Below are 18,197 nucleotides of genomic sequence, written 5' to 3' on the forward strand. Positions count from 1 at the left end.
TCCTCGGCGGCCCAAAACCAATAGGATAAGCTCATGGCGGGCGAAAAAGCACAAAACCTTCAAGACACGTTCCTGAATCACGTCCGCAAGACGAAGACCTCGGTGACCATCTTCTTGGTCAATGGCGTCAAGTTGCAGGGGTTTGTGACCTGGTTCGATAATTTTTGCTTACTCCTGCGCCGCGACGGCCATTCGCAACTGGTCTACAAACACGCGATCTCGACGATTATGCCCGCCAGCCCGATCCAGATGTTTGAGGCCGGCGAAGAGGGCGCGGTCGCGGACAAGAGTTAGATGCGTCAAAACAGAGACATAGCGCCTCATTGAGCAAACTTACCCTGAATGATCGCCTGCGCGAGCCGGAACTGTCGGCGGCGCTTGATACGCGTACGCTGGTTGTCGGCCCTTATCCGTCAATTCATCGCCCCGGCGCCGATCGCGCGGCTTCCGCCCGATCGCCCGAGGCGCGTTTTGAGGAAGCGTGCGGTCTTGCCCGGGCGATCGATCTCAACCTCGTCGCGTCCGAACGCGTCACTTTGAACGTTATCCGGCCGGCGACCTATCTGGGCAAGGGCAAGGTCGAAGAGATCGCGGAACTGGTCAAGGCGGATGAAATCGCCCTTGTGGTGATGGATTGCGCACTTTCGCCGGTGCAGCAACGCAATCTTGAAAAGGCGTTCAAGGCCAAGGTCATCGATCGTACTGGCTTGATTCTCGAGATTTTCGGGCGCCGGGCCCGCACCAGCGAGGGCGTGCTGCAAGTCGAGCTCGCCCATCTGGCCTACCAGAAATCGCGCCTTGTCCGTTCCTGGACCCATCTTGAACGTCAACGCGGCGGCTTCGGCTTTCTCGGCGGCCCCGGCGAAACCCAGATCGAGACCGATCGGCGCCTCATTCAGGAGCGGATGATCCGCATCGAACGCGACCTCGAAGGCGTCAAGAAGACACGGGCGCTGCACCGCGCCAGCCGCAGCGATGTTCCCTATCCAATCGTCGCGCTGGTGGGCTACACCAATGCCGGCAAGTCGACCTTGTTCAATCGGCTGACGAAGGCCGAAGTCGTCGCCGCGGATATGTTGTTTGCGACGCTTGATCCAACCATGCGGCTATTGAAGCTGCCCCATGGCGGCGCCGCCATTCTGTCCGATACTGTCGGCTTCATCTCCGATTTGCCCACCATGCTGATTTCGGCTTTTCGCGCGACTTTGGAAGAAGTTCTCGCAGCGGATGTCATTTTGCACGTGCGCGATATTTCGCATGAGGATAGCGACGCCCAGAGCAAAGACGTCGAGGCGATTCTTGGGGAGCTTGGCGTGGCGGTCGGCGCCGAGCGCGTGATCGAAGTCTGGAACAAGCTCGACAAGCTCGACCCCGAACAGCGGATGGCGATGCTGGATGGGGGCGAGGCCGATGAAGCCCAGCCGCTGGCTGTGTCCGCATTGACCGGGGAGGGGACCGAGCGGCTTCTCGACGCCATCGAGGTCCGGCTCGCTCAAGGGCGCAGCCTTCTCGAAATTGAATTAGAGGGCGCCGACGGGCAGGGCCTTCACTGGCTCTACGAAAACACCGAAGTGATGGGCCGTGAGACTTCGGACGACGGCCGCGTCCAGCTAAAAGTCCGCGTCGCGCCGGATAAGCTCGCGCGTGTGACGCGGCGTTTTGGCGGGGTGACGGCGGCGCAATAGGGAGAGCACGGCGCCAAACGTCAAAAATCGTTCGCGTAGGCTTCTATTGCGCCAATGGTGAGCCAATGCCGCTGAGGATCAGATCGATTCCCGCGAGAAAATCCGCACGGTCGTCGTGCGCGCGCAACTGTCCGGCTACGCTGCGGGTGAACGGGTATTCATCCGGATCGAGCTGAGACCAGGCGGTCGACACCGATTCCAGGAAGTTGGATCTGTCGAGGTCGTGCGCCCGTGCGAACTGCGCGTTGGCCGCGTTCTGCCCGCTGACGCCAAGGATGTAATTCAACAACGCGGACGCCGCGGCCCATTGTGCGTCGCCCGGTACGCCAAGAGCGCGAACCTGCTGACCTATGCCTTCGAGAATGCGCACCATGGGCGCCTGCCCCGGAGCGCGTGTGAGCGCCGAGCCGACCCATGGATGCGCGTCGATCGCGTCGAACATGCCCAGCGCGAGGGTGCGAATGGCCGCCTTCGGCGTCGCGCCGACCTGGGGCGCCTCCAGCGTGCGGGCGACGATCGCGTCGCAGGCGGCGGTCGTGAGATCGCTCTTATTGACGATGTGCCAATAAAGCGCGCCAGGACCGGTGGCGAGCCGTTCGGACAGCGTGCGAAATGTCAGACCGCTTTCTCCGCTGTGGTCCAGGAGCGCGATCGACGCCTCAATGATGCGATCCCGCGAGAGCGCTTCTTCCCGTCTCTGGCTGCTGCGTGTTTTTTTGACCATGCCCCATCTTGACATATGGAATGTCGTTCCACAATTATGGAATAACGTTCCATAGCCGTCCGCCGTTCCCCGGCGGCGGCCTAAAATCACGAAAGAATTATGATGAATACTCCAGTTGCGATCATCGGCGCCGGGCTCGGCGGCCTGATGCTTGCCCGCGTCCTTCACGTGCACGGTATCGCCGCGACGGTCTACGAAGCGGAAGCCTCAGCAGACGCACGGGCGCAGGGGGGCATGCTCGATATCCACGAAAACAATGGACAGCTCGCACTCAAGGCGGCGGGGCTCTTCGAAGAGTTTCTCGCGATCATCCACGCCGGGGGGCAGGCGACGCGGGTGCTCGACAAGAAAGGCGCAGTCCTGCTTGATGAACCCGACGACAGCGCAGGCGGTCGACCTGAGGCGCCCCGAGGCGAGCTTCGGCGGATTCTGCTGGGCTCGCTTCCCGCCGGCACAGTCCGCTGGGGACACAAACTCACAGCGGCGGCTCCGCTCAGCGGCGGGCGGCACGTATTGACCTTTGCCGACGGCTCGACGGCGACGACCGACCTCCTCGTGGGCGCCGACGGCGCCTGGTCGAAAGTTCGTCCGCTTCTTTCCCCAGCGAAACCAACCTATGTCGGCGCCTCATTCATCGAGACGTACTTGTTTGACGGCGACACCCGTCATAAGGCGAGCGCGGAAGCGGTTGGCGGGGGCGCGCTGTTTGCGCTGGCGCCGGGAAAAGCCATTATGGCGCACCGCGAGCCCAATGGCGTGCTGCACACCTATGTGGCGTTGAATAAGCCGGAGGACTGGATCGCCCGCATCGACTTTTCCGACCCGGCGACGGCCTTGGCCGGCGTCGCCGAGGAATTCGACGGCTGGGCTCCGGCGCTGACGGCGCTCATCACCGACGGTGAAACGGACCCTGTGCCGCGTCCCATTCATGCGCTTCCGGTCGAGCACAGATGGGACCGCGTACGCGGGGTGACGCTGCTCGGCGATGCGGCGCACCTGATGGTGCCATCTGGCGAAGGCGCCAATCTCGCCATGTTCGACGGCGCGGAGCTCGGCAAGGCCATCGCCGCCAACCCGGGTGACGTTGAAACCGCGTTGATCGCGTATGAAAAGGACCTCTTTCCCCGTAGCGCGTCCGAGGCGGCGGCGGCGGAAGAGATCCTCAAATTATGTCTCGGCCCCAACGCGCCTCAAAGCTTGGTTGACTTCTTCGCCCATAACCAGCCCGACAAGTAGCCGCCCAGCACGCCAGATCTTCAATCAACCAATGGGCCGAGCGCCTCGATGCATTCCAGCCGATAGCTGGGATCGACCCCATCGTCCATGTCCCAGCTCGCGGAAAGCCCCGCATGGGCCAGCGAAAACTCAAGCACCCGCGAGACGTCCAGAGAAAGCCGCGCTGAATAAAGCCGCGCCAAGCGCTTCATCCGGCCGGTGTCGTGAACAATCTCGGCGTGAGGCCACGGATTGGCCAATAGGTTGGCGGTTTCATAGGTACGCTCCCCGATGAGCGCTTTGGGATCTATGGCAAGCCAGCCGCGCGCCCCGCCGTCGAGCACATTGGAATGATGCAAATCGCCATGCAATGGAACGATGTCGCGTTGGCTGGCGAGCAGACGGCGGGCGATTGCGGCGCAGCGGGATAGTAGCGGCTGATCTTCCGCTCGCCCGAATAGCGAGGCGAATTGATGTTCGAGCGGCGTCAGGCTGGTCGGGACCGGCCGCGGCCGCGGCGCGTGAAGTCTCAAGACCGTGTCAGCAAGGATTTCGGCTGCTTGGATGTCCGCGCCGGAAGTCGCCATATTGACGAGCGACAACGGGCCGTTCACACGCTCCATCAGGATCGCATCATTGTCCGCCTCGATGATGCGAACGGCGGCCTCGCCATCAAGATATCTGAGTAGGTCCGTTCCATCTCGCTCGTCGCTTGCCGGCTTGAATATCTTGAGCATCGCCAAAATGGCGCCCTGCCGCACCGGCATGAGCCAGCTCGACCGCGTCTCCATCAGGTCGCCATCCGGGACCAGGCTCCAGTTGGCGAGACGACCGGCGAGTTCTGGATTGGTCATTCCCTGCCTTAGACGCGAGGCGGCGTTTCGGGAATTGATGGGGCGCAAGCCTATCGGAGAGGCTGCGCATCAATTCATTGAAACGACCGTGATGTCCAACCTGGGCATTCCGGCGGCCGGTTCAACTTTCCGTCGCTTCACAAAGCCGGAGCATCGTGCGCCAATTTCGCGACGTCCCAATCGTTTGCAGCATTTTGTCAAAATAGGCGTTCGTCAATTTGCTGCGCGCGACGCCATTGGGCAAGCGCAGGTAGACTTCCCTGTCGCGCACGATGAATTCATCCGGCGAGGAGCGATGCGGGTCGAGCGCGGTGATAAGGTCCGCGCTCGGCCGGGCGGCCAAGCACATCACATGAAGCATGGCTGGATCGGCGCCAGCGCGAAGGAAAGGATTGCCGTTGACGATCGCGCGCAATTCGGCGCTGCTCCTGAGAATGACCGGCGCGTCGATTCCAACACGCCGGCGAATTTGGGCGGCGACAATGGGCGCCAGGCCGCTCGCGACCGCCGCCGGCGCCGCAAACACAACATTGCCGCTCTGAATGATTGTTTGAACCTGCGAACAGCCGGCGCTCTCAAAAATCGTCTTGAGATCGCTCATCGCCAGCTTGTTGGCGCCCCCGACATTGACGCCGCGCAGAAGGGCGACATGGACATCCGCTCTTTTCGTCCGCGCGGGATCGGCGGTCATGCCTGCTCGCGCTCGCCGAGCTTGGCTTCGTCCCAAAGCGCGTCCATTTCTTCAAGGCTCGCTTCGCTGGGATGACGGCCCTGCTGGCCGAGCCGAGCCTCGATATGCGCGAATCTTCGCTCGAATTTCGCATTGGCTCCCCGCAGGGCGGCCTCCGGGTCGACGCTCAGGTGGCGCGCGAGATTGGCGACGACAAAGAGAAGATCGCCAACTTCGCCCTTTACCCCCTCGGAATCGCCCGCCGCCAGCGCTCCTTCAATCTCCGCTGTTTCCTCGCGCAATTTGGCGAGGACCGCACGGGGATCATTCCAATCGAAACCGACCTTGCTCGCCTTCTCTTGCAGCTTCACCGCGCGCGTCAGGGCGGGCAGGGCGAGCGGCGCTCCAGCAAGAGCGCCGACCGGCGGCTCTTCTGGTGCGCCGGCCTCGCGCCGCGCCTGCGCGCGATCGAGCTTCTCCTGCGCCTTGATCCGCCCCCAAAGCGCTTTGACCTCCGCGGGCGACAAGTCGCGCGCGTTAGTGAAGACATGGGGATGCCGGCGGATCAGCTTCGTCGTGATCGCCTCGACCACGCCGCCAAAGTCGAAATGTCCGGCTTCCTGCGCCATGCGCGCATGGAAGGCAACCTGGAGCAACAGGTCGCCGAGTTCGTCGCGCAAGTCGGCGATATCGCCGCGTTCGATGGCGTCGACAACTTCATACGCCTCCTCGAGCGTATAAGGCGCGATGGTCGAGAAGCTCTGCTCGAGATCCCAGGGACAGCCGGTGACCGGCGTACGCAAGGCCGCCATAATATCCAGCAGCGAAGCGATATCGCGCGAAGGCTTCATGGGCGGCGTTCCTGCTGCTGGCCGATTCCTGGCGTGCCTTCGATCAAAAAAAACGCGGCCGCTCATGCGGCCGCGCGCTCACTCTTCGAGACAGGGTCTCCAAGACCTCCGCCAAAGCGCTACGCTTCTATATAGAGAGCGAGACCGCTTCACGACCCTTGGGCGTATCGACCACGCGCATGTTGACGCTCTGGCCTTCGGCCAGATGCGTAACGCCAGCGGGCCCAAGGATCGAGATATGGACGAAGACGTCCTTGCCGCCGTCGTCGCTCGCCACAAAACCGAAGCCCTTGGCGTCGTCGAACCATTTGACCTTGCCCGCGACGCTGACCGCGGTCGACGGATCTGGCGCAGCCCGTCGCGGCGGGCGGGGCGCGTCCCCGAACGACCGCTGCGGGGCGCGCTCCACCGCGCCGGCGGTATCGACCTCCAGCACGCGCGTCACCTGCGCGCCCTTCGCGCCGGCGCCCACCTGAACGCGCAACTTCGCGCCCGGCGGCACCGAATCGTGCCCCGAAGCGTGCAGTGCGTTCACATGCAGAAACGCGTCGCCCTGACCGTTCGCTAGTTCGACAAAGCCGTAGCCTTTATCCGCCTTGAACCATTTGACGACCGCGTCCACCGTCGGCCCGGTCGCGGGCGACGAAGGCGCTCCTGGGGCGGCCCCGCCCGGGGCGCTGCTGGCGAATCCGCCCGCGCCGCTATCGAAGCTGCGCGAGGTGCGGGGGCGCGATTCATAGGGCATCGGCCCATCATCGTCGAAACCACGCTTCCTTGGCGCCCGAAAATCCTTACCCTTGCTCATGATATCCCTAAGTCTCCGCCGTTTTCCAAAATTAGGAGCCGCTTTCACATCCCAGAAACGACTCCAGCCCGCCCCGCCGCACAAGCAGCGAAACCCGTTCGAAGCGCATTCGTTGCGCTCGATAGTCCCGAAAACTGTCCTGCCGATTGATCATTTGCTCGCCGCAACCCCAGTCACAGGGCCGATCCGCTGATGAATGAAGCGAACCCGTGAAAAGGCGAGCATGCGCGAGCCGCATCCGACGCCGCCGCGCGCGGGCGCGAAGCTGGGGACGGAACAAGAGGAAATGACCGCATCTCTAGCCTGCTTTGCCGCCCAGCGAAAATCAAACCGGCCGACCGAACTCCTAAGATAACGTATTTTTTAAGGCAGGGCCAGATGATTCGCACAAATCGAATCAGAGCAATTTACTTCACTTTGGGCGCGCTAAAAACACCGCCGCCAATATCACGGCGCCGCCGGCCATTTGCAGCGGAATCATCGTTTCGCCAAGGACCAGCCACGCCAGCAGGGCCGAAAAAGGCGGCTGCGCGAGAATCACTAGCGCGACCAATCCAACCGGCACCCGGCCGATCGCGACCGAGGTCAATCCTTGCCCCATCGCATGCGAAACCACGCCAAGCAAGACCACGATCGTCCAGCCGAGCGCGCTGTGGGGCCATAAGATTTCGCCGCGCAGCACGGCCGCGATGGCGAGCGCAATCGCCGATACGGCGGCCGACCAGAGCGTCGCGGTCGGCCCGTCGAGCGTGGTGCGTACGCGCTTGATGACCAGCAAGTAGGCGGCGTAGGAAAAGGCCGCGCATAAAGCGAAAATATCGCCATAGCCGAGCTTTGAAGGCGCGGCCATGCCCGCCATCACCCAGGAGCCGCAAAGCGCAAGCGCCAGGGCGAACCAGACGCGCGGCGGCGGGTGCTCCGTAAAAAACAGAGCGCCGCCCGCCACCGTCAGGATCGGCGCCAAATTGCCGATGAATGAGGCGTTGGCGACTTTTGTTCCGGTCAGCGCGATGTGGAAGAAGCCGACATCGGCGGCGAAGGCCAGGCCGGCCAGCACAAGGGGAAAAGCAAAGGCGACAGGCTCCGCCAAACCAACGCGGCGTCCCGAAACCAACCTCGCCCAGAGTGCGAGCGCGGGGACCGCCAATCCCATTCGCCAAGCCGCGCCGGCCAATGGTCCCACATCGAGAAAGCGCACCAGAACGCCCGACCAAGCGATGATCGCCGTTCCCACAAGGATGGCGATCAAGCCGATTTTATCGACGGGCGGCGATTTGGCAGAGATTGGAAGCGTCACTCGGACTTTTGACGCCCGGTGCATGGATCGAGCACGATCTTTTGTCCGTTGACTGAGCCGGTCGCCGAATAATCGATCGAGTTAAAACTCGGCGCTTTGGATTTCTTAGCGACATATTGGTCGGGGCTGAGGAAAGCGATCGTCGGCAGGTCGCCTTCGCTCGCCAACTGTTGCGCGGAATATCCGACAAACAACGCCCCGGCGGCGACAAGCGCGGCGCCGACGGCGAAATATTCGACGGATGAACCCGTCCTGTGTTTCCAAAAGCTTGGCGTCATCGCCGATCCCCGCTTGCTGGCGGATATCATTAGGCGAATATGGTAAACGAAGCCTTGCCAAGTCGCGCAAACGACTGCGACGGCTAGATATCGACGAGTTCGCCTGCGCGCGGCGCCCGTTCCTGGATGAAGGCGAAGCGCGCCTCCGGCTTCACGCCCATCAGCCGCTCGACCGCGTCGGCTGTCGCCTCGCGCTCGGCGTCGACCACCGCGACGCGCAACAGCGCGCGCTTGGCCGGGTCCATCGTCGTATCGCGCAGATCCCGCATCGGCATTTCGCCAAGGCCTTTGAATCGACTGATCTCAATCGCTCCACGCCCGGAAAACCCATCTTTCATCAATCGATCCTTGTCGGCGTCGTCGCGCGCGTATATCGATTTGGCGCCCTGCGTCAGCCGATAGAGGGGGGGGACGGCGAGATAGAGATGGCCTTCCTCGATCAATTTGGGCGTCTGGCGGTAAAAGAAGGTGATGAGAAGCGAAGCGATATGGGCGCCGTCGACATCGGCGTCGGTCATGATGATGATTTTGTCATAACGCAGATCGGCGGAACGATAGCTCGATCCGGAACCTGAGCCGAGCGCCTGCATCAGATCGGCAAGTTGCTGGTTCTGGGCGAGTTTGTCGCGGGTCGCGGAGGCGACGTTCAAGATTTTTCCGCGCAATGGCAGGATCGCCTGCGAGGCGCGATCTCGCGCCTGCTTGGCCGAGCCGCCGGCTGAATCGCCTTCAACGATAAAAAGTTCAGAACCTTGCGCCGAAGTGTTCGTGCAGTCTGCGAGCTTTCCTGGTAGCCGCAATTTGCGCACCGCGGATTTACGCGCGATGTCTTTTTCGGCCCTGCGGCGAAGCCGCTCCTCGGCCCGCTCGACCGACCAGTCGAGCAGCTTGGTCGCCTGGCTTGGCGAAGCGGCGAGCCAGTGATCGAACGCGTCGCGGATAGTGTTTTCGACGATCCTGGCGGCTTCGACGGTTTGCAGCCGCCCCTTGTTCTGGCCCTGGAATTCGGGCTCGCGAATGAACACCGAGATCAGCGCGGCGCAGGTCGCCATCACATCGTCGGTGGTGAGGGCGCTCGCCCGCTTGGTCTGGCCGATACGCTCGGCATGGTCTTTCAACGCGCGCAGCAGCGCCGTGCGCAGCCCGGTCTCGTGGGTTCCCCCGTCGGGCGTCGGGATCGTATTGCAATAGGAATGGACGAAACCATCCTCGCCCGCCATCCAGGCGATCGCCCATTCGAGCGAGCCATGGCCGCCGGGCTTGCTCACTTTGCCGAAGAACGGCTGGTCGATGACAAGTTCCTGTCCTTCGATGTCGCCGGCCAGATAATCCTTCAGGCCGCCCGGGAAACGGAAGGTCGCTTCGGCCGGAATCTTGGAATCAACGAAGGCGGCGGCGCAGCGCCAGCGGATTTCGACGCCGCCGAACAAATAGGCTTTGGCGCGCGCCATTTTGAAGATACGGGCGGGGTCGAAGCCCACTCCTTTGCCGAATATCTGCTCGTCAGGCAGGAAACGCACCTTGGTGCCGCGCCGGTTGGGCGCCTTGCCGACGGTCTCAAGCTTGGTGACAGGATGCCCGCGCTCGAAAACCTGGCGGTAGAGGGTCTGACCGCGCGCAACTTCCACTTCGAGACGCGACGACAAGGCGTTGACGACGGAAACGCCGACGCCATGCAGGCCGCCTGAAGTCTGATAGGCGCCGCTATCGAATTTGCCGCCCGCATGCAGCATCGTCATGATGACTTCGAGCGCCGACTTCTTGGGGAATTTGGGATGGGCGTCGACAGGCATGCCGCGTCCGTTATCGGTCACGCTGACCCAGCCGCCGTCCTCGAACCATACTTCGATGAAGGTTGCGTGGCCGGCCACCGCCTCATCCATCGCATTGTCGATCACCTCGGCGAAGAGGTGGTGCAGGGCGTTGGCGTCGGTGCCGCCGATATACATGCCGGGACGCCGGCGCACGGGCTCCAGGCCTTCCAGCACTTCGATCGAAGCGGCGTTATAGTCGACCTCTCCCGGCGTCGCGGCGCGAGGCGCTGATATCTTTGGCTTTGCCGCAGCCTTCAAACGGGCGCCGCCCGAGGCGCCGAACAGATCATCGTCCATAAGGTTTTTGCTTTCGAATCAGTCGACGGAGGGTAGCATACCGAATGAGAACAAACGAGAAACACGTGAAGCCTAAACCCAAGCAAAGGGCTTTCGGCCGCGATGTCGCCGATCAGGGGAATCGGGTAAAAACTCTTGCGGCAATGGGGCTGACGAAAATTCCATAAGTTAGGCGCGCCCATGGCGGGCGCTAAAAATCGGGCCTGCGATTGTCGTGATTGGGCGGCTTCATGCGCCCGAACAGGCCAACAGGAATCCGCGCTGTCCCTCCTCATACCAGCCAGAGAAGCCGGCGGCAAAGCCGAACGCCGCCTCCGATGGCGCACCAGATCGAATATGTCGAAATCGATATGGCGACAATGCGAGACGTCGCGGGAGGAATCGAATTCAACTTGTCCCAGCAACGAACGCGCAAGCAATTCTCGCTAGGTCTGGCGTGTTGACCCGCAGCGCGAAGCAGATCGCAAGCGACGATTCTTGCGCCCGCAAAACCGCTCGGCGGCGTCAAAGGCCGTATCTGGGAGCAGACCGCGATGGCGCCGCTCCTCTGCGGCAGCCAAATCGTTACGCTTCGCGGTCGGTGGGCTCGTCCACGCGGCGAAATTCGCTTGGGAAGATGTCGCTGAACGCTACATCAGATTGTTCGAGGAGGTCGAAAGCGAAATGGCTGGCCGCAGCGGCTGGCCCGCCCAATCGCCGCTCCGCGAAGGCTTTGACGCGGCCGCGCGCTTGCGTCATCGTCCATCTCGCAAAAATGATCGGAGCAGGGGAGTCGCTATGAATATTCGCGTGTTCGGCGAGGTCGATGGCGTTCCCGTCGTCGAGGCGACGATCGCCTCGAACGCAGGCGCTGTTGCAAAAATCCTGAGCTGGGGCGCCGTATTGCGCGATCTCGTCGTCCCGACCCCGAAAGGACCGCAACGCGTTGTGCTCGGCCTCAATTCAATCGCGGATTATTTGGCCCATTCGCCAAGCTTTGGCGCCGTGCCGGGACGTTTCGCCAACCGCATCGCCGAAGGGCGCTTCACGCTGGATGGGACCGTCCACATCCTCGATGTGAAACCCGGCGAAAAACATACGCTGCACGGCGGTCCGCATGGCTATGGCAAGCGCGTATGGCAATTGGGCGAACACACGTCTTCATCCGTGACCCTGACGCTGCATTCCCCCGATGGCGATGCGGGCTTTCCCGGCGCGCTCACGGCGACCTGCGTCTACCGGATGATCGAACCCGCGACTTTGCGCGTCGAACTCTCGGCGGTGTGCGACCAGCCGACGGTCGTCAATTTGACGCAGCATGCCTATTTCAACCTGGATGGCTCGGCCGACATTCTCGACCACGAGTTGATGCTGAATTGCGATTTTTTCACGCCAACCGATTCTTTGTTGATCCCCACAGGGGAAATTCGCGCCGTCGCGGGCACGCCCTATGATTTCCGCAAGGCGCGAACCGTGCGCAATGATTCAGGCGTGACGTACGATACGAATTTCGTTGCGGTTGACCAGCCCGGCGAGGACGGCATGGCGCATATGGCGACCTTGCGCTCCCCCAAAAACGGCCTGCAGTTGGAATTGCATACGAGCGAACCCGGGGTGCAATTTTATGACGCGGCCAAACTGAATTGTCCCGTGCCGGGCCTCGACGGCGCTCATTACGGCGCTCATGCTGGGCTTTGCCTGGAGCCGCAGGTTTTTCCCGACTCCCCCAATCGTCGCCATTTCTCGCCCTGCGTCCTGCGGCCTGACGAGGAATATCGTCACGTCAGCGAATTTCGCTTTATGTGACCGGCGCTGGATCATCGGGAAATCGGATCGGAGGTTTTCAAACCGCGGTCCTCGACGGCGCGGCTATTGGCGCCCCAGCTTTGGTGACGCGTCAGGAAGGACAGCCAGGCCCACGCGGCGCCGGTATGGCGCAGCAATTGGAAGCTGAACGGTTCGATGAAGACGGCAAGAACGGCGTAGCCGATGCTGGAGCCGGAGCGATCGCCGGTCCAGCGCCTGTAGAGATGGATTGTCCAGAGGTGGGCGATGAGATCAATCGCAATCTTCACGCCAATCACCGCCAACGCCAAACCGGCAAGCGTCGCCTTGCCGCTGGCGGCGAAGACCAGCAAAAGACCGAACGCCGTCAATCCGTAGATCGGCTGCATCGTGTCGAACGCCTTGATCGGCAACATCAGCGTCCCCAACAGACCATAGCGGCTGGAGCCGACCATATCCCGGTTCCAATATTGCGTTTGCAGAAAGCCGCCGAACCAGCGCCTGCGCTGGTTGAGAAAGCTGCCCACTGCGCCAGGGGCGTCCGTGGTGGCGCGCGCCGATCCAACCACCCGCACGCGCCAGCGGAGATTGTGGTCGATGGAAGTGCGGTGCAGCCGGTGGATCAGCTCGTAATCCTCCACGAGGCATTCCGGATCAAACCCGCCAACCGCAAGCAGGGCGTCGCGCCGAAAGCCAGCAAAAGCGCCCGAGACCAACAGGAGACTGTCAGCGCGCATATAGGCGTAGCGCGACACGAAGCTTCTTATATATTCGTAAGTCTGAAACCACTGAAAAAACCGGGCCGCTCGGCCGGAGCGGCACGTCGGGATCAAAATACCCGTCGCGCCCACGAGTTCCGGCTCCGCGCCGAACGCGCTTCGCATGGCGCCGATCGCGTCGGGCGCGAGCAAGGTGTCGGCGTCCACGGTCAGAACAATCTCGGTGTCGAGCCGCACAATCGCGGCGTTCAGCGCCCGTGCTTTGCCGCCATGCGGGAGCCGCAGCCAACGCAAGCCGGGATGACCAGGCGAGGGCGCGCTGACTTCGCCTGACGGGGGCGTGGCTAATCGAAACGCGTTCGTCAGAACCTGCCCGGTGTCGTCGCTTGAGCCGTCGTCGGCTATCAGAATTTCGTCGGGCGGATCCGATTGGGCGAGCAAAGCGGCAAGGGTGACGGGCAGGGACCGGGCCTCATTATGGGCGGCGATGACGACGCCGAGCGTCGGGCGCCGCGCGGCGGCGTCAATCGCTCGGGACGGCCGGATCAGGGGTAGGGTCTGCCACGCTACGAAAGCTAGAAGAAAGGTGTCGTAACCAGCGTAGGCGATGCCGATCGACCAGGCGAACAATCCGTCGAACGCGAAAGCCCGGGTAAACAGCGCGACCCAAAGCACGATGACGAAGCCATGAATCAACAGGCTGGCGACAGGCATCGGGCGCGGCGATGCGACGGAAAAAGCTGTCGTCAGGGAAGACATTGCGCAGCTTTCCTCAATTTCATCAGGCAAAAACCGCGCCCGCGGCTGCGGAGCGGCGTTCGGCGCGCGACTTTTGCGGCCGACGTTGCGCTGCTATTTCGTCTCTTTCGTGGTCAACGCGCCCCATGGAACCATGCGTTGCAGTTCCGGCTCGCGATCCCAGAATTGATGCTTCATCGCGCCGATGACATGCAGGGCGAACAGGCCGAAAAGCCCATAGCCAAGCCAGCGGTGAGCCGCGCCGAACAGGTTGTGCAGGAATTCTTTTGTTTGCGGCTCGACATTGGCGATCAGGCTTATCCGCGGCCACGAAACCAGGCCAAACAGCCGCATCGGATAAAGAGCCGCGTCCTTGAAGGCGGAATCGTGCATCCAGCCGGATATCGGAATGGCGAAGATTAGAACATAGAGCACGATATGCACGGCGCTTGCGCTGATCCGCTCCCAAGGACGATAGGACGCCGGCAGGGGCGGCGGACGATGCGCATATCGCCACAACAGGCGCAGAATCGCCAAGCCAAGAACGGTAATGCCGATCGACTTATGCGTGTCGATGACGGGACGAACATAATCGTCGGGCAAGTGATCGACGATATAGACGAGTATTATGTTCGCGAGGATCAACACGGCTATGATCCAGTGAAGGATCATAGCCGTTCGCGAATAACGCCGCAGCGGTTCGGCGCCAGGCGCCGCCTTCAGTTCCATCGCTTCGCTGTGCGAGGGTTGGAGACGGCATGCAACAAGTTCCGCGCCGATCGTTCGCAGCTCACCGCAAATTGATCGCCGAATAAAGGGCCGGCCGTCAAAGCCGTCAGCCCTGGCTTCACTCTCTCCCGAGGCTCTCGCCAGGGCCCGCCTCGGCCAGCGCCTGCCCGACTTCGAGCCCCAGATCGTCCATCGACGTCTCTTCGCGCACCGAAAGATCCTCGCCCTTTGACTGGCGCTCCGCCTGTTCCTGCGACCGGGCGACGTTGATGGTGACAGTGGCCAACACTTCGGGATGCAGATGCACGGGTGTCTTATGAAGGCCCAGCGTCTTGATCGGATGGAGCAGGGTGACTTGATTGCGGTGGACCGAGACGCCGGCGGCAGTAATCGCCTCGGCAATGTCTCGGGCCGACACCGATCCGTAAAGCTGGCCGGTTTCGCCCGCCTGACGGATGATGATGAAGCTCTGGCCGTCGAGCTTCTCGGAGACCACAGCCGCTTCGTTCTTCAGTTCGAGATTGCGCGCTTCAAGCTGGTGGCGCTGGCCCTCGAACTTTTTCTTGTTGCCTTCCGTGGCGCGTAAGGCTTTGCCGCGCGGCAGAAGGAAATTACGGGCGAACCCGTCCTTGACGCGCACCGTCTCACCCATTTGACCAAGCTTGGCGACGCGTTCGAGCAGAATGACTTCCATTTTTCTCTCCTTTTGATTTCGTGTTCAGGGTTTGGCGTTGGCCGCCGCGGCGCGCCTAGCGCGCAACGACAGCAAGCTTTCGACGAGGCCGACGAGCGCGAGCGCGGGCAAGGACCAGCGCGCTGTGACCATGCAGCCGAGATAAAGAGCGATCAGCGCAGGGATTCGAACGGGCAGGCCGCGCGAAAGCGAATGAACGACGGCGAGCCCTTGCATGACATAAGCGCAACCCAGAGCGCCAACGCCGATCCAGGCGACATATTCGCCAGAGCCGCGCAGCGACAGAGCAAGCCCGGCGCATGCGATCAAACCGATCCCCAAAAACTGCGGCAGAACCAGTCCCTCGGGCAAGTTCGGCCACGGGCGCTTCAATCGATGCGACAATTGCACGGCGCGGGCGCCTGCGTAGAAATTGGCGCAAAACATCAGGCAGGTCGACGCCGCCAGCACAGCCGGAAAAAGGCGTACGATCGTCGCGGCGAAATCCTCGATGGTGATGTCGCTTGGCAATGTCATCACGTCATCGAACGCATCCCTGAGACGGGGGATCAATTTGGCCGCCATCGCATCGACGCCATTTTGGTAGCCGCCATAGTCCAATATCATCGACGCCAGCATGCCAGCGCCGACAAGGGCGCCCATCAATGCCGCGATGGCGACGATTCCGCCAACAGGAAACCACGTCTTCTCGCCATTGGCGGCGGCGGCGCGCGGATAAAGTTTTTGCCGCGGCAGCAAAGCCGCGGCGCTCAGAAGCCAAGGGGGAAGGGCGATCGAAGCGGCGAACACGCCGCCCGAGAGCGGATCGATCAAGGCCGCGGCGACCACGCTGGCGATCGCCGCCGCCAGCGCGCCCATATCCAGGCCCCAGCCGAGCGAGGCGATCACGATTGGCAACGGCGAGAGATAGGCGAGCAGTATAGCCAGCAACGTGCCTTTCGCCGTGACGACGAAAAGTAGGGCGGCGGCCAGACCCGCACCAATGGCGATACCAATGCGTTGCATCATCGTCGAGCTGTCCCGCGCCTTATGGCGGTTAGGAAAAGGTCGGCTCGCCGCCGCCTCTCCCAGCCAAACCGCGCCGGTCTATCCGGCGCGATCGACTTGATCGTTCATCGTTTGGGGACGCACGCGCCCCGACCCGAATTTTACCGGATCACGTAAGGCAGCAGGCCAAGGAAGCGCGCGCGCTTGATCGCCTGGGCGAGTTCGCGCTGCTTTTTGGCTGAGACCGCGGTGATGCGCGAGGGCACGATCTTGCCGCGCTCGGAAATATAACGAGAGAGCAGGCGCGTGTCCTTGTAGTCGATCTTGGGCGCGTTGGGACCCGAGAAAGGGCAGGTCTTGCGGCGACGGAAGAAGGGGCGGCGAGGGGCGGTTGCCATCAGAAAGCTCCTGCGGCTGAATCGTCACGGGGACGGCGGGGACGATCCGGGCGGTCGCCGCGATCGGGCCGATCGCCGCGATCGAAGCGGGCGCCGCGGCGCTCGCCGCGATCGTCGCGGTCGGCGTCGTCGCGCTTGCGCAACATCGCCGACTGACCTTCTTCGTGTTCATCGACGCGCAACGTCAGATGCCGGATCACATCTTCGTTCAGGCCAAGCTGACGCTCCATTTCGACGACAGCCGCCGAGGGCGCGTCAATGTTGAGCAGGGAGAAATGGGCCTTGCGGTTTTTCTTGACGCGGAAGGCGAGAGATTTCACGCCCCAATATTCGACCTTGGTCACCGAACCGCCGTGGGCGGCCAGAATGCCCTTGAGCTGTTCGGTCAAAGCTTCGACTTGCTGGGTGGTCACGTCCTGACGCGCCATATAGACATGCTCGTATAGAGCCATGATGAGCCTTTCTTTCCTTTTGCGTTATGCGACCCACGCTGAGCCCTTCGAGCCCCGTGGAAAGGCTCGACCGGATCTGATCGAAGGCGGGAACACGGGAAGTCGGGCTCTCAAGCCCCCATGAATTGGCGAAAAACGCCAGCGCATGTCTTCCGTTCAGCCCCCAGCGGGACGCATCGACTGGCGCGCTTATAGGGCAGGCTGGCGTCAGCGCAAGCAAAATCGACGAGAAATTCGATATAATCGTCCTATTCCGGTCCCCGAAACGACAGGACCTTGTCCTGGGGGAAGTCATAGAGCGTGCCGGTCTCCTGCCATTCAGGCGAACACATTTCGACTATTTTCGGCGCGAGCTCTTCCGGCGCGCGCAGGCTCAGCGGATCCTCGCCCGGCATGGCGGCAGCGCGCATCCTGGTGCGGAGCGGGCCTGGATTGACCAGCATGACGCGAATCCGCGACGTATTGACGGTTTCGGCCGCATAGGTGCGGGCCAGGGCGTCGAGGGCGGCTTTCGAAATGGCATAGGGTCCCCAATAGGCGCGCAATTGGCTGCGATGAGCGGTGCCGGAGGAAATGAAAACGACGCGACCGGCGCTCGAAGCTCGCAGCAAAGGATCGAGCGCGCGGATGAGCCGCCAATTCGCGGTCACATTGACAGCCAGAACATCATCCCATGGCTTGGGGTCGACGTGATGAAGAGGCGAAAGGGGGCCGAGCAGGCCGGCATTGCCAACGAACGCGTCAAGACGACCCCAGCGTTTGAAAATCGCCTCGCCGAGCCGGTCGATGGCGGCATGATCGCGCAAATCGCAAGGAACAAGCGTCGCAGGACTTTGTTCGGCCGGGCGCAGCGCGCGAATTTCGTCGTCGAGCTCCTCGAGCGCGCCCTGCGTGCGCGCCAAAGCGATGATATGCGCGCCTGATCGGGCGAGGGCGATGGCGACCGCGCGGCCAATGCCGCGCGAAGCGCCGGTGACGAGGGCGACCCGACTTTCATCATTCATGTCTTAGATGCCTGTCCAGTTTTTCCAGGGAGCCAATTGACCTTAACGGCAACGTCGTTTCATCGAAACGGCGTTCGCTTTATAGAAATTTTGGTTGCAAGCCTATCGAGCCGGTTTCAATTCCGTCTCGTTATGCTCTAAGGTATTGCCCACACATCGTTTGCCGTCGCCAAATTGATGGGCGAAACGGCAAGATGGCGCAAGGCTAGGCTCTTCGGGCTG

Annotated in this window: 20 protein-coding genes; 4 read left to right on the forward strand and 16 right to left on the reverse strand. The window is 62.1% G+C overall.

Annotation, left to right across the window (positions count from 1 at the left end):
- The first annotated feature begins 33 nt into the window (after window positions 1-33).
- Together hfq and hflX are read left to right on the forward strand one after the other, a co-directional pair.
- Window positions 34-294 carry an RNA chaperone Hfq gene (gene hfq / locus GSQ90_RS12245; protein ID WP_158815115.1) on the forward strand — a complete coding sequence of 87 codons (261 nt, stop codon included), beginning with the start codon at window positions 34-36 and terminating at the stop codon, window positions 292-294.
- A 29-nt stretch (window positions 295-323) separates the two neighbouring features.
- Window positions 324-1,685, forward strand: coding sequence for a GTPase HflX (gene hflX / locus GSQ90_RS12250; protein ID WP_158815116.1), 1,362 nt, complete (start codon window positions 324-326; stop codon window positions 1,683-1,685).
- A 43-nt stretch (window positions 1,686-1,728) separates the two neighbouring features.
- On the opposite strand, the gene GSQ90_RS12255 is transcribed toward hflX, so the two are convergent.
- Window positions 1,729-2,409, reverse strand: a complete 681-nt coding sequence (locus GSQ90_RS12255; RefSeq protein ID WP_158815117.1) for a TetR/AcrR family transcriptional regulator — start codon at window positions 2,407-2,409, stop codon at window positions 1,729-1,731.
- Between the two features lie 102 nt (window positions 2,410-2,511).
- Between GSQ90_RS12255 and GSQ90_RS12260 the strand changes: the two genes are divergently transcribed.
- Window positions 2,512-3,645, forward strand: a complete 1,134-nt coding sequence (locus GSQ90_RS12260; RefSeq protein ID WP_158815205.1) for an NAD(P)/FAD-dependent oxidoreductase — start codon at window positions 2,512-2,514, stop codon at window positions 3,643-3,645.
- A gap of 20 nt (window positions 3,646-3,665) precedes the next feature.
- On the opposite strand, the gene GSQ90_RS12265 is transcribed toward GSQ90_RS12260, so the two are convergent.
- The 8 genes from GSQ90_RS12265 to GSQ90_RS12300 form a co-directional block, all read right to left on the reverse strand.
- Window positions 3,666-4,478 (reverse strand): aminoglycoside phosphotransferase family protein, encoded by an 813-nt coding sequence (locus GSQ90_RS12265; RefSeq protein WP_158815118.1) that lies wholly within the window; start codon window positions 4,476-4,478, stop codon window positions 3,666-3,668.
- A gap of 121 nt (window positions 4,479-4,599) precedes the next feature.
- Entirely contained in the window at window positions 4,600-5,169 is a 570-nt protein-coding gene (locus GSQ90_RS12270) for a DUF1697 domain-containing protein (protein WP_158815119.1), read from the reverse strand.
- The gene (gene mazG, locus GSQ90_RS12275; RefSeq protein WP_158815120.1) at window positions 5,166-5,999 is read right to left on the reverse strand and encodes a nucleoside triphosphate pyrophosphohydrolase; all 834 of its coding nucleotides are present in this window, start codon (window positions 5,997-5,999) and stop codon (window positions 5,166-5,168) included. The genes GSQ90_RS12270 and mazG overlap by 4 nt, the downstream gene beginning before the upstream one ends.
- 127 nt (window positions 6,000-6,126) lie before the next feature.
- Complete coding sequence (locus tag GSQ90_RS12280) at window positions 6,127-6,804, reverse strand: cold-shock protein (protein WP_158815121.1); 678 nt, start codon at window positions 6,802-6,804, stop codon at window positions 6,127-6,129.
- 412 nt (window positions 6,805-7,216) lie between these two features.
- On the reverse strand, window positions 7,217-8,053 hold the full coding sequence (locus GSQ90_RS12285; protein WP_158815122.1) for a DMT family transporter: 837 nt from the start codon (window positions 8,051-8,053) through the stop codon (window positions 7,217-7,219).
- A 44-nt stretch (window positions 8,054-8,097) separates the two neighbouring features.
- The gene (locus GSQ90_RS12290) at window positions 8,098-8,379 is read right to left on the reverse strand and encodes a hypothetical protein (RefSeq protein ID WP_158815123.1); all 282 of its coding nucleotides are present in this window, start codon (window positions 8,377-8,379) and stop codon (window positions 8,098-8,100) included.
- 83 nt (window positions 8,380-8,462) lie between these two features.
- Complete coding sequence (parE, locus tag GSQ90_RS12295) at window positions 8,463-10,490, reverse strand: DNA topoisomerase IV subunit B (RefSeq protein WP_158815124.1); 2,028 nt, start codon at window positions 10,488-10,490, stop codon at window positions 8,463-8,465.
- A 564-nt stretch (window positions 10,491-11,054) separates the two neighbouring features.
- Window positions 11,055-11,228, reverse strand: coding sequence for a hypothetical protein (locus GSQ90_RS12300; protein ID WP_158815125.1), 174 nt, complete (start codon window positions 11,226-11,228; stop codon window positions 11,055-11,057).
- Window positions 11,229-11,267: 39 nt separating this feature from the next.
- Here GSQ90_RS12300 and GSQ90_RS12305 point away from each other — a divergent pair, with 39 nt between their 5' ends.
- Window positions 11,268-12,275 carry an aldose epimerase family protein gene (locus GSQ90_RS12305; RefSeq protein WP_158815126.1) on the forward strand — a complete coding sequence of 336 codons (1,008 nt, stop codon included), beginning with the start codon at window positions 11,268-11,270 and terminating at the stop codon, window positions 12,273-12,275.
- 11 nt (window positions 12,276-12,286) lie between these two features.
- On the opposite strand, the gene GSQ90_RS12310 is transcribed toward GSQ90_RS12305, so the two are convergent.
- The 7 genes from GSQ90_RS12310 to GSQ90_RS12340 all read right to left on the reverse strand — a co-directional run bounded on the left by GSQ90_RS12310 (window position 12,287) and on the right by GSQ90_RS12340 (window position 17,975).
- Entirely contained in the window at window positions 12,287-13,732 is a 1,446-nt protein-coding gene (locus GSQ90_RS12310) for a glycosyltransferase (protein WP_158815127.1), read from the reverse strand.
- Window positions 13,733-13,825: 93 nt separating this feature from the next.
- The gene (locus GSQ90_RS12315) at window positions 13,826-14,440 is read right to left on the reverse strand and encodes a cytochrome b (RefSeq protein WP_158815128.1); all 615 of its coding nucleotides are present in this window, start codon (window positions 14,438-14,440) and stop codon (window positions 13,826-13,828) included.
- 118 nt (window positions 14,441-14,558) lie between these two features.
- Window positions 14,559-15,134: a 50S ribosomal protein L9 gene (gene rplI / locus GSQ90_RS12320; RefSeq protein WP_158815129.1), complete on the reverse strand. Its 576-nt coding sequence runs from the start codon at window positions 15,132-15,134 to the stop codon at window positions 14,559-14,561.
- Window positions 15,135-15,158: 24 nt separating this feature from the next.
- Window positions 15,159-16,142, reverse strand: a complete 984-nt coding sequence (locus GSQ90_RS12325) for a DUF2232 domain-containing protein (protein WP_158815130.1) — start codon at window positions 16,140-16,142, stop codon at window positions 15,159-15,161.
- Between the two features lie 140 nt (window positions 16,143-16,282).
- The gene (gene rpsR / locus GSQ90_RS12330) at window positions 16,283-16,519 is read right to left on the reverse strand and encodes a 30S ribosomal protein S18 (protein ID WP_158815131.1); all 237 of its coding nucleotides are present in this window, start codon (window positions 16,517-16,519) and stop codon (window positions 16,283-16,285) included.
- Window positions 16,519-16,971, reverse strand: a complete 453-nt coding sequence (gene rpsF / locus GSQ90_RS12335; RefSeq protein WP_158815132.1) for a 30S ribosomal protein S6 — start codon at window positions 16,969-16,971, stop codon at window positions 16,519-16,521. Before rpsF ends, rpsR begins: the two co-directional genes overlap by 1 nt.
- Window positions 16,972-17,219: 248 nt before the next feature.
- Window positions 17,220-17,975 carry an SDR family NAD(P)-dependent oxidoreductase gene (locus tag GSQ90_RS12340; RefSeq protein ID WP_158815133.1) on the reverse strand — a complete coding sequence of 252 codons (756 nt, stop codon included), beginning with the start codon at window positions 17,973-17,975 and terminating at the stop codon, window positions 17,220-17,222.
- Window positions 17,976-18,197 lie beyond the last annotated feature (222 nt).

This window comes from Methylocapsa sp. S129 (assembly GCF_009765995.1).
In the GTDB taxonomy this organism is placed as follows: domain Bacteria; phylum Pseudomonadota; class Alphaproteobacteria; order Rhizobiales; family Beijerinckiaceae; genus Roseiarcus.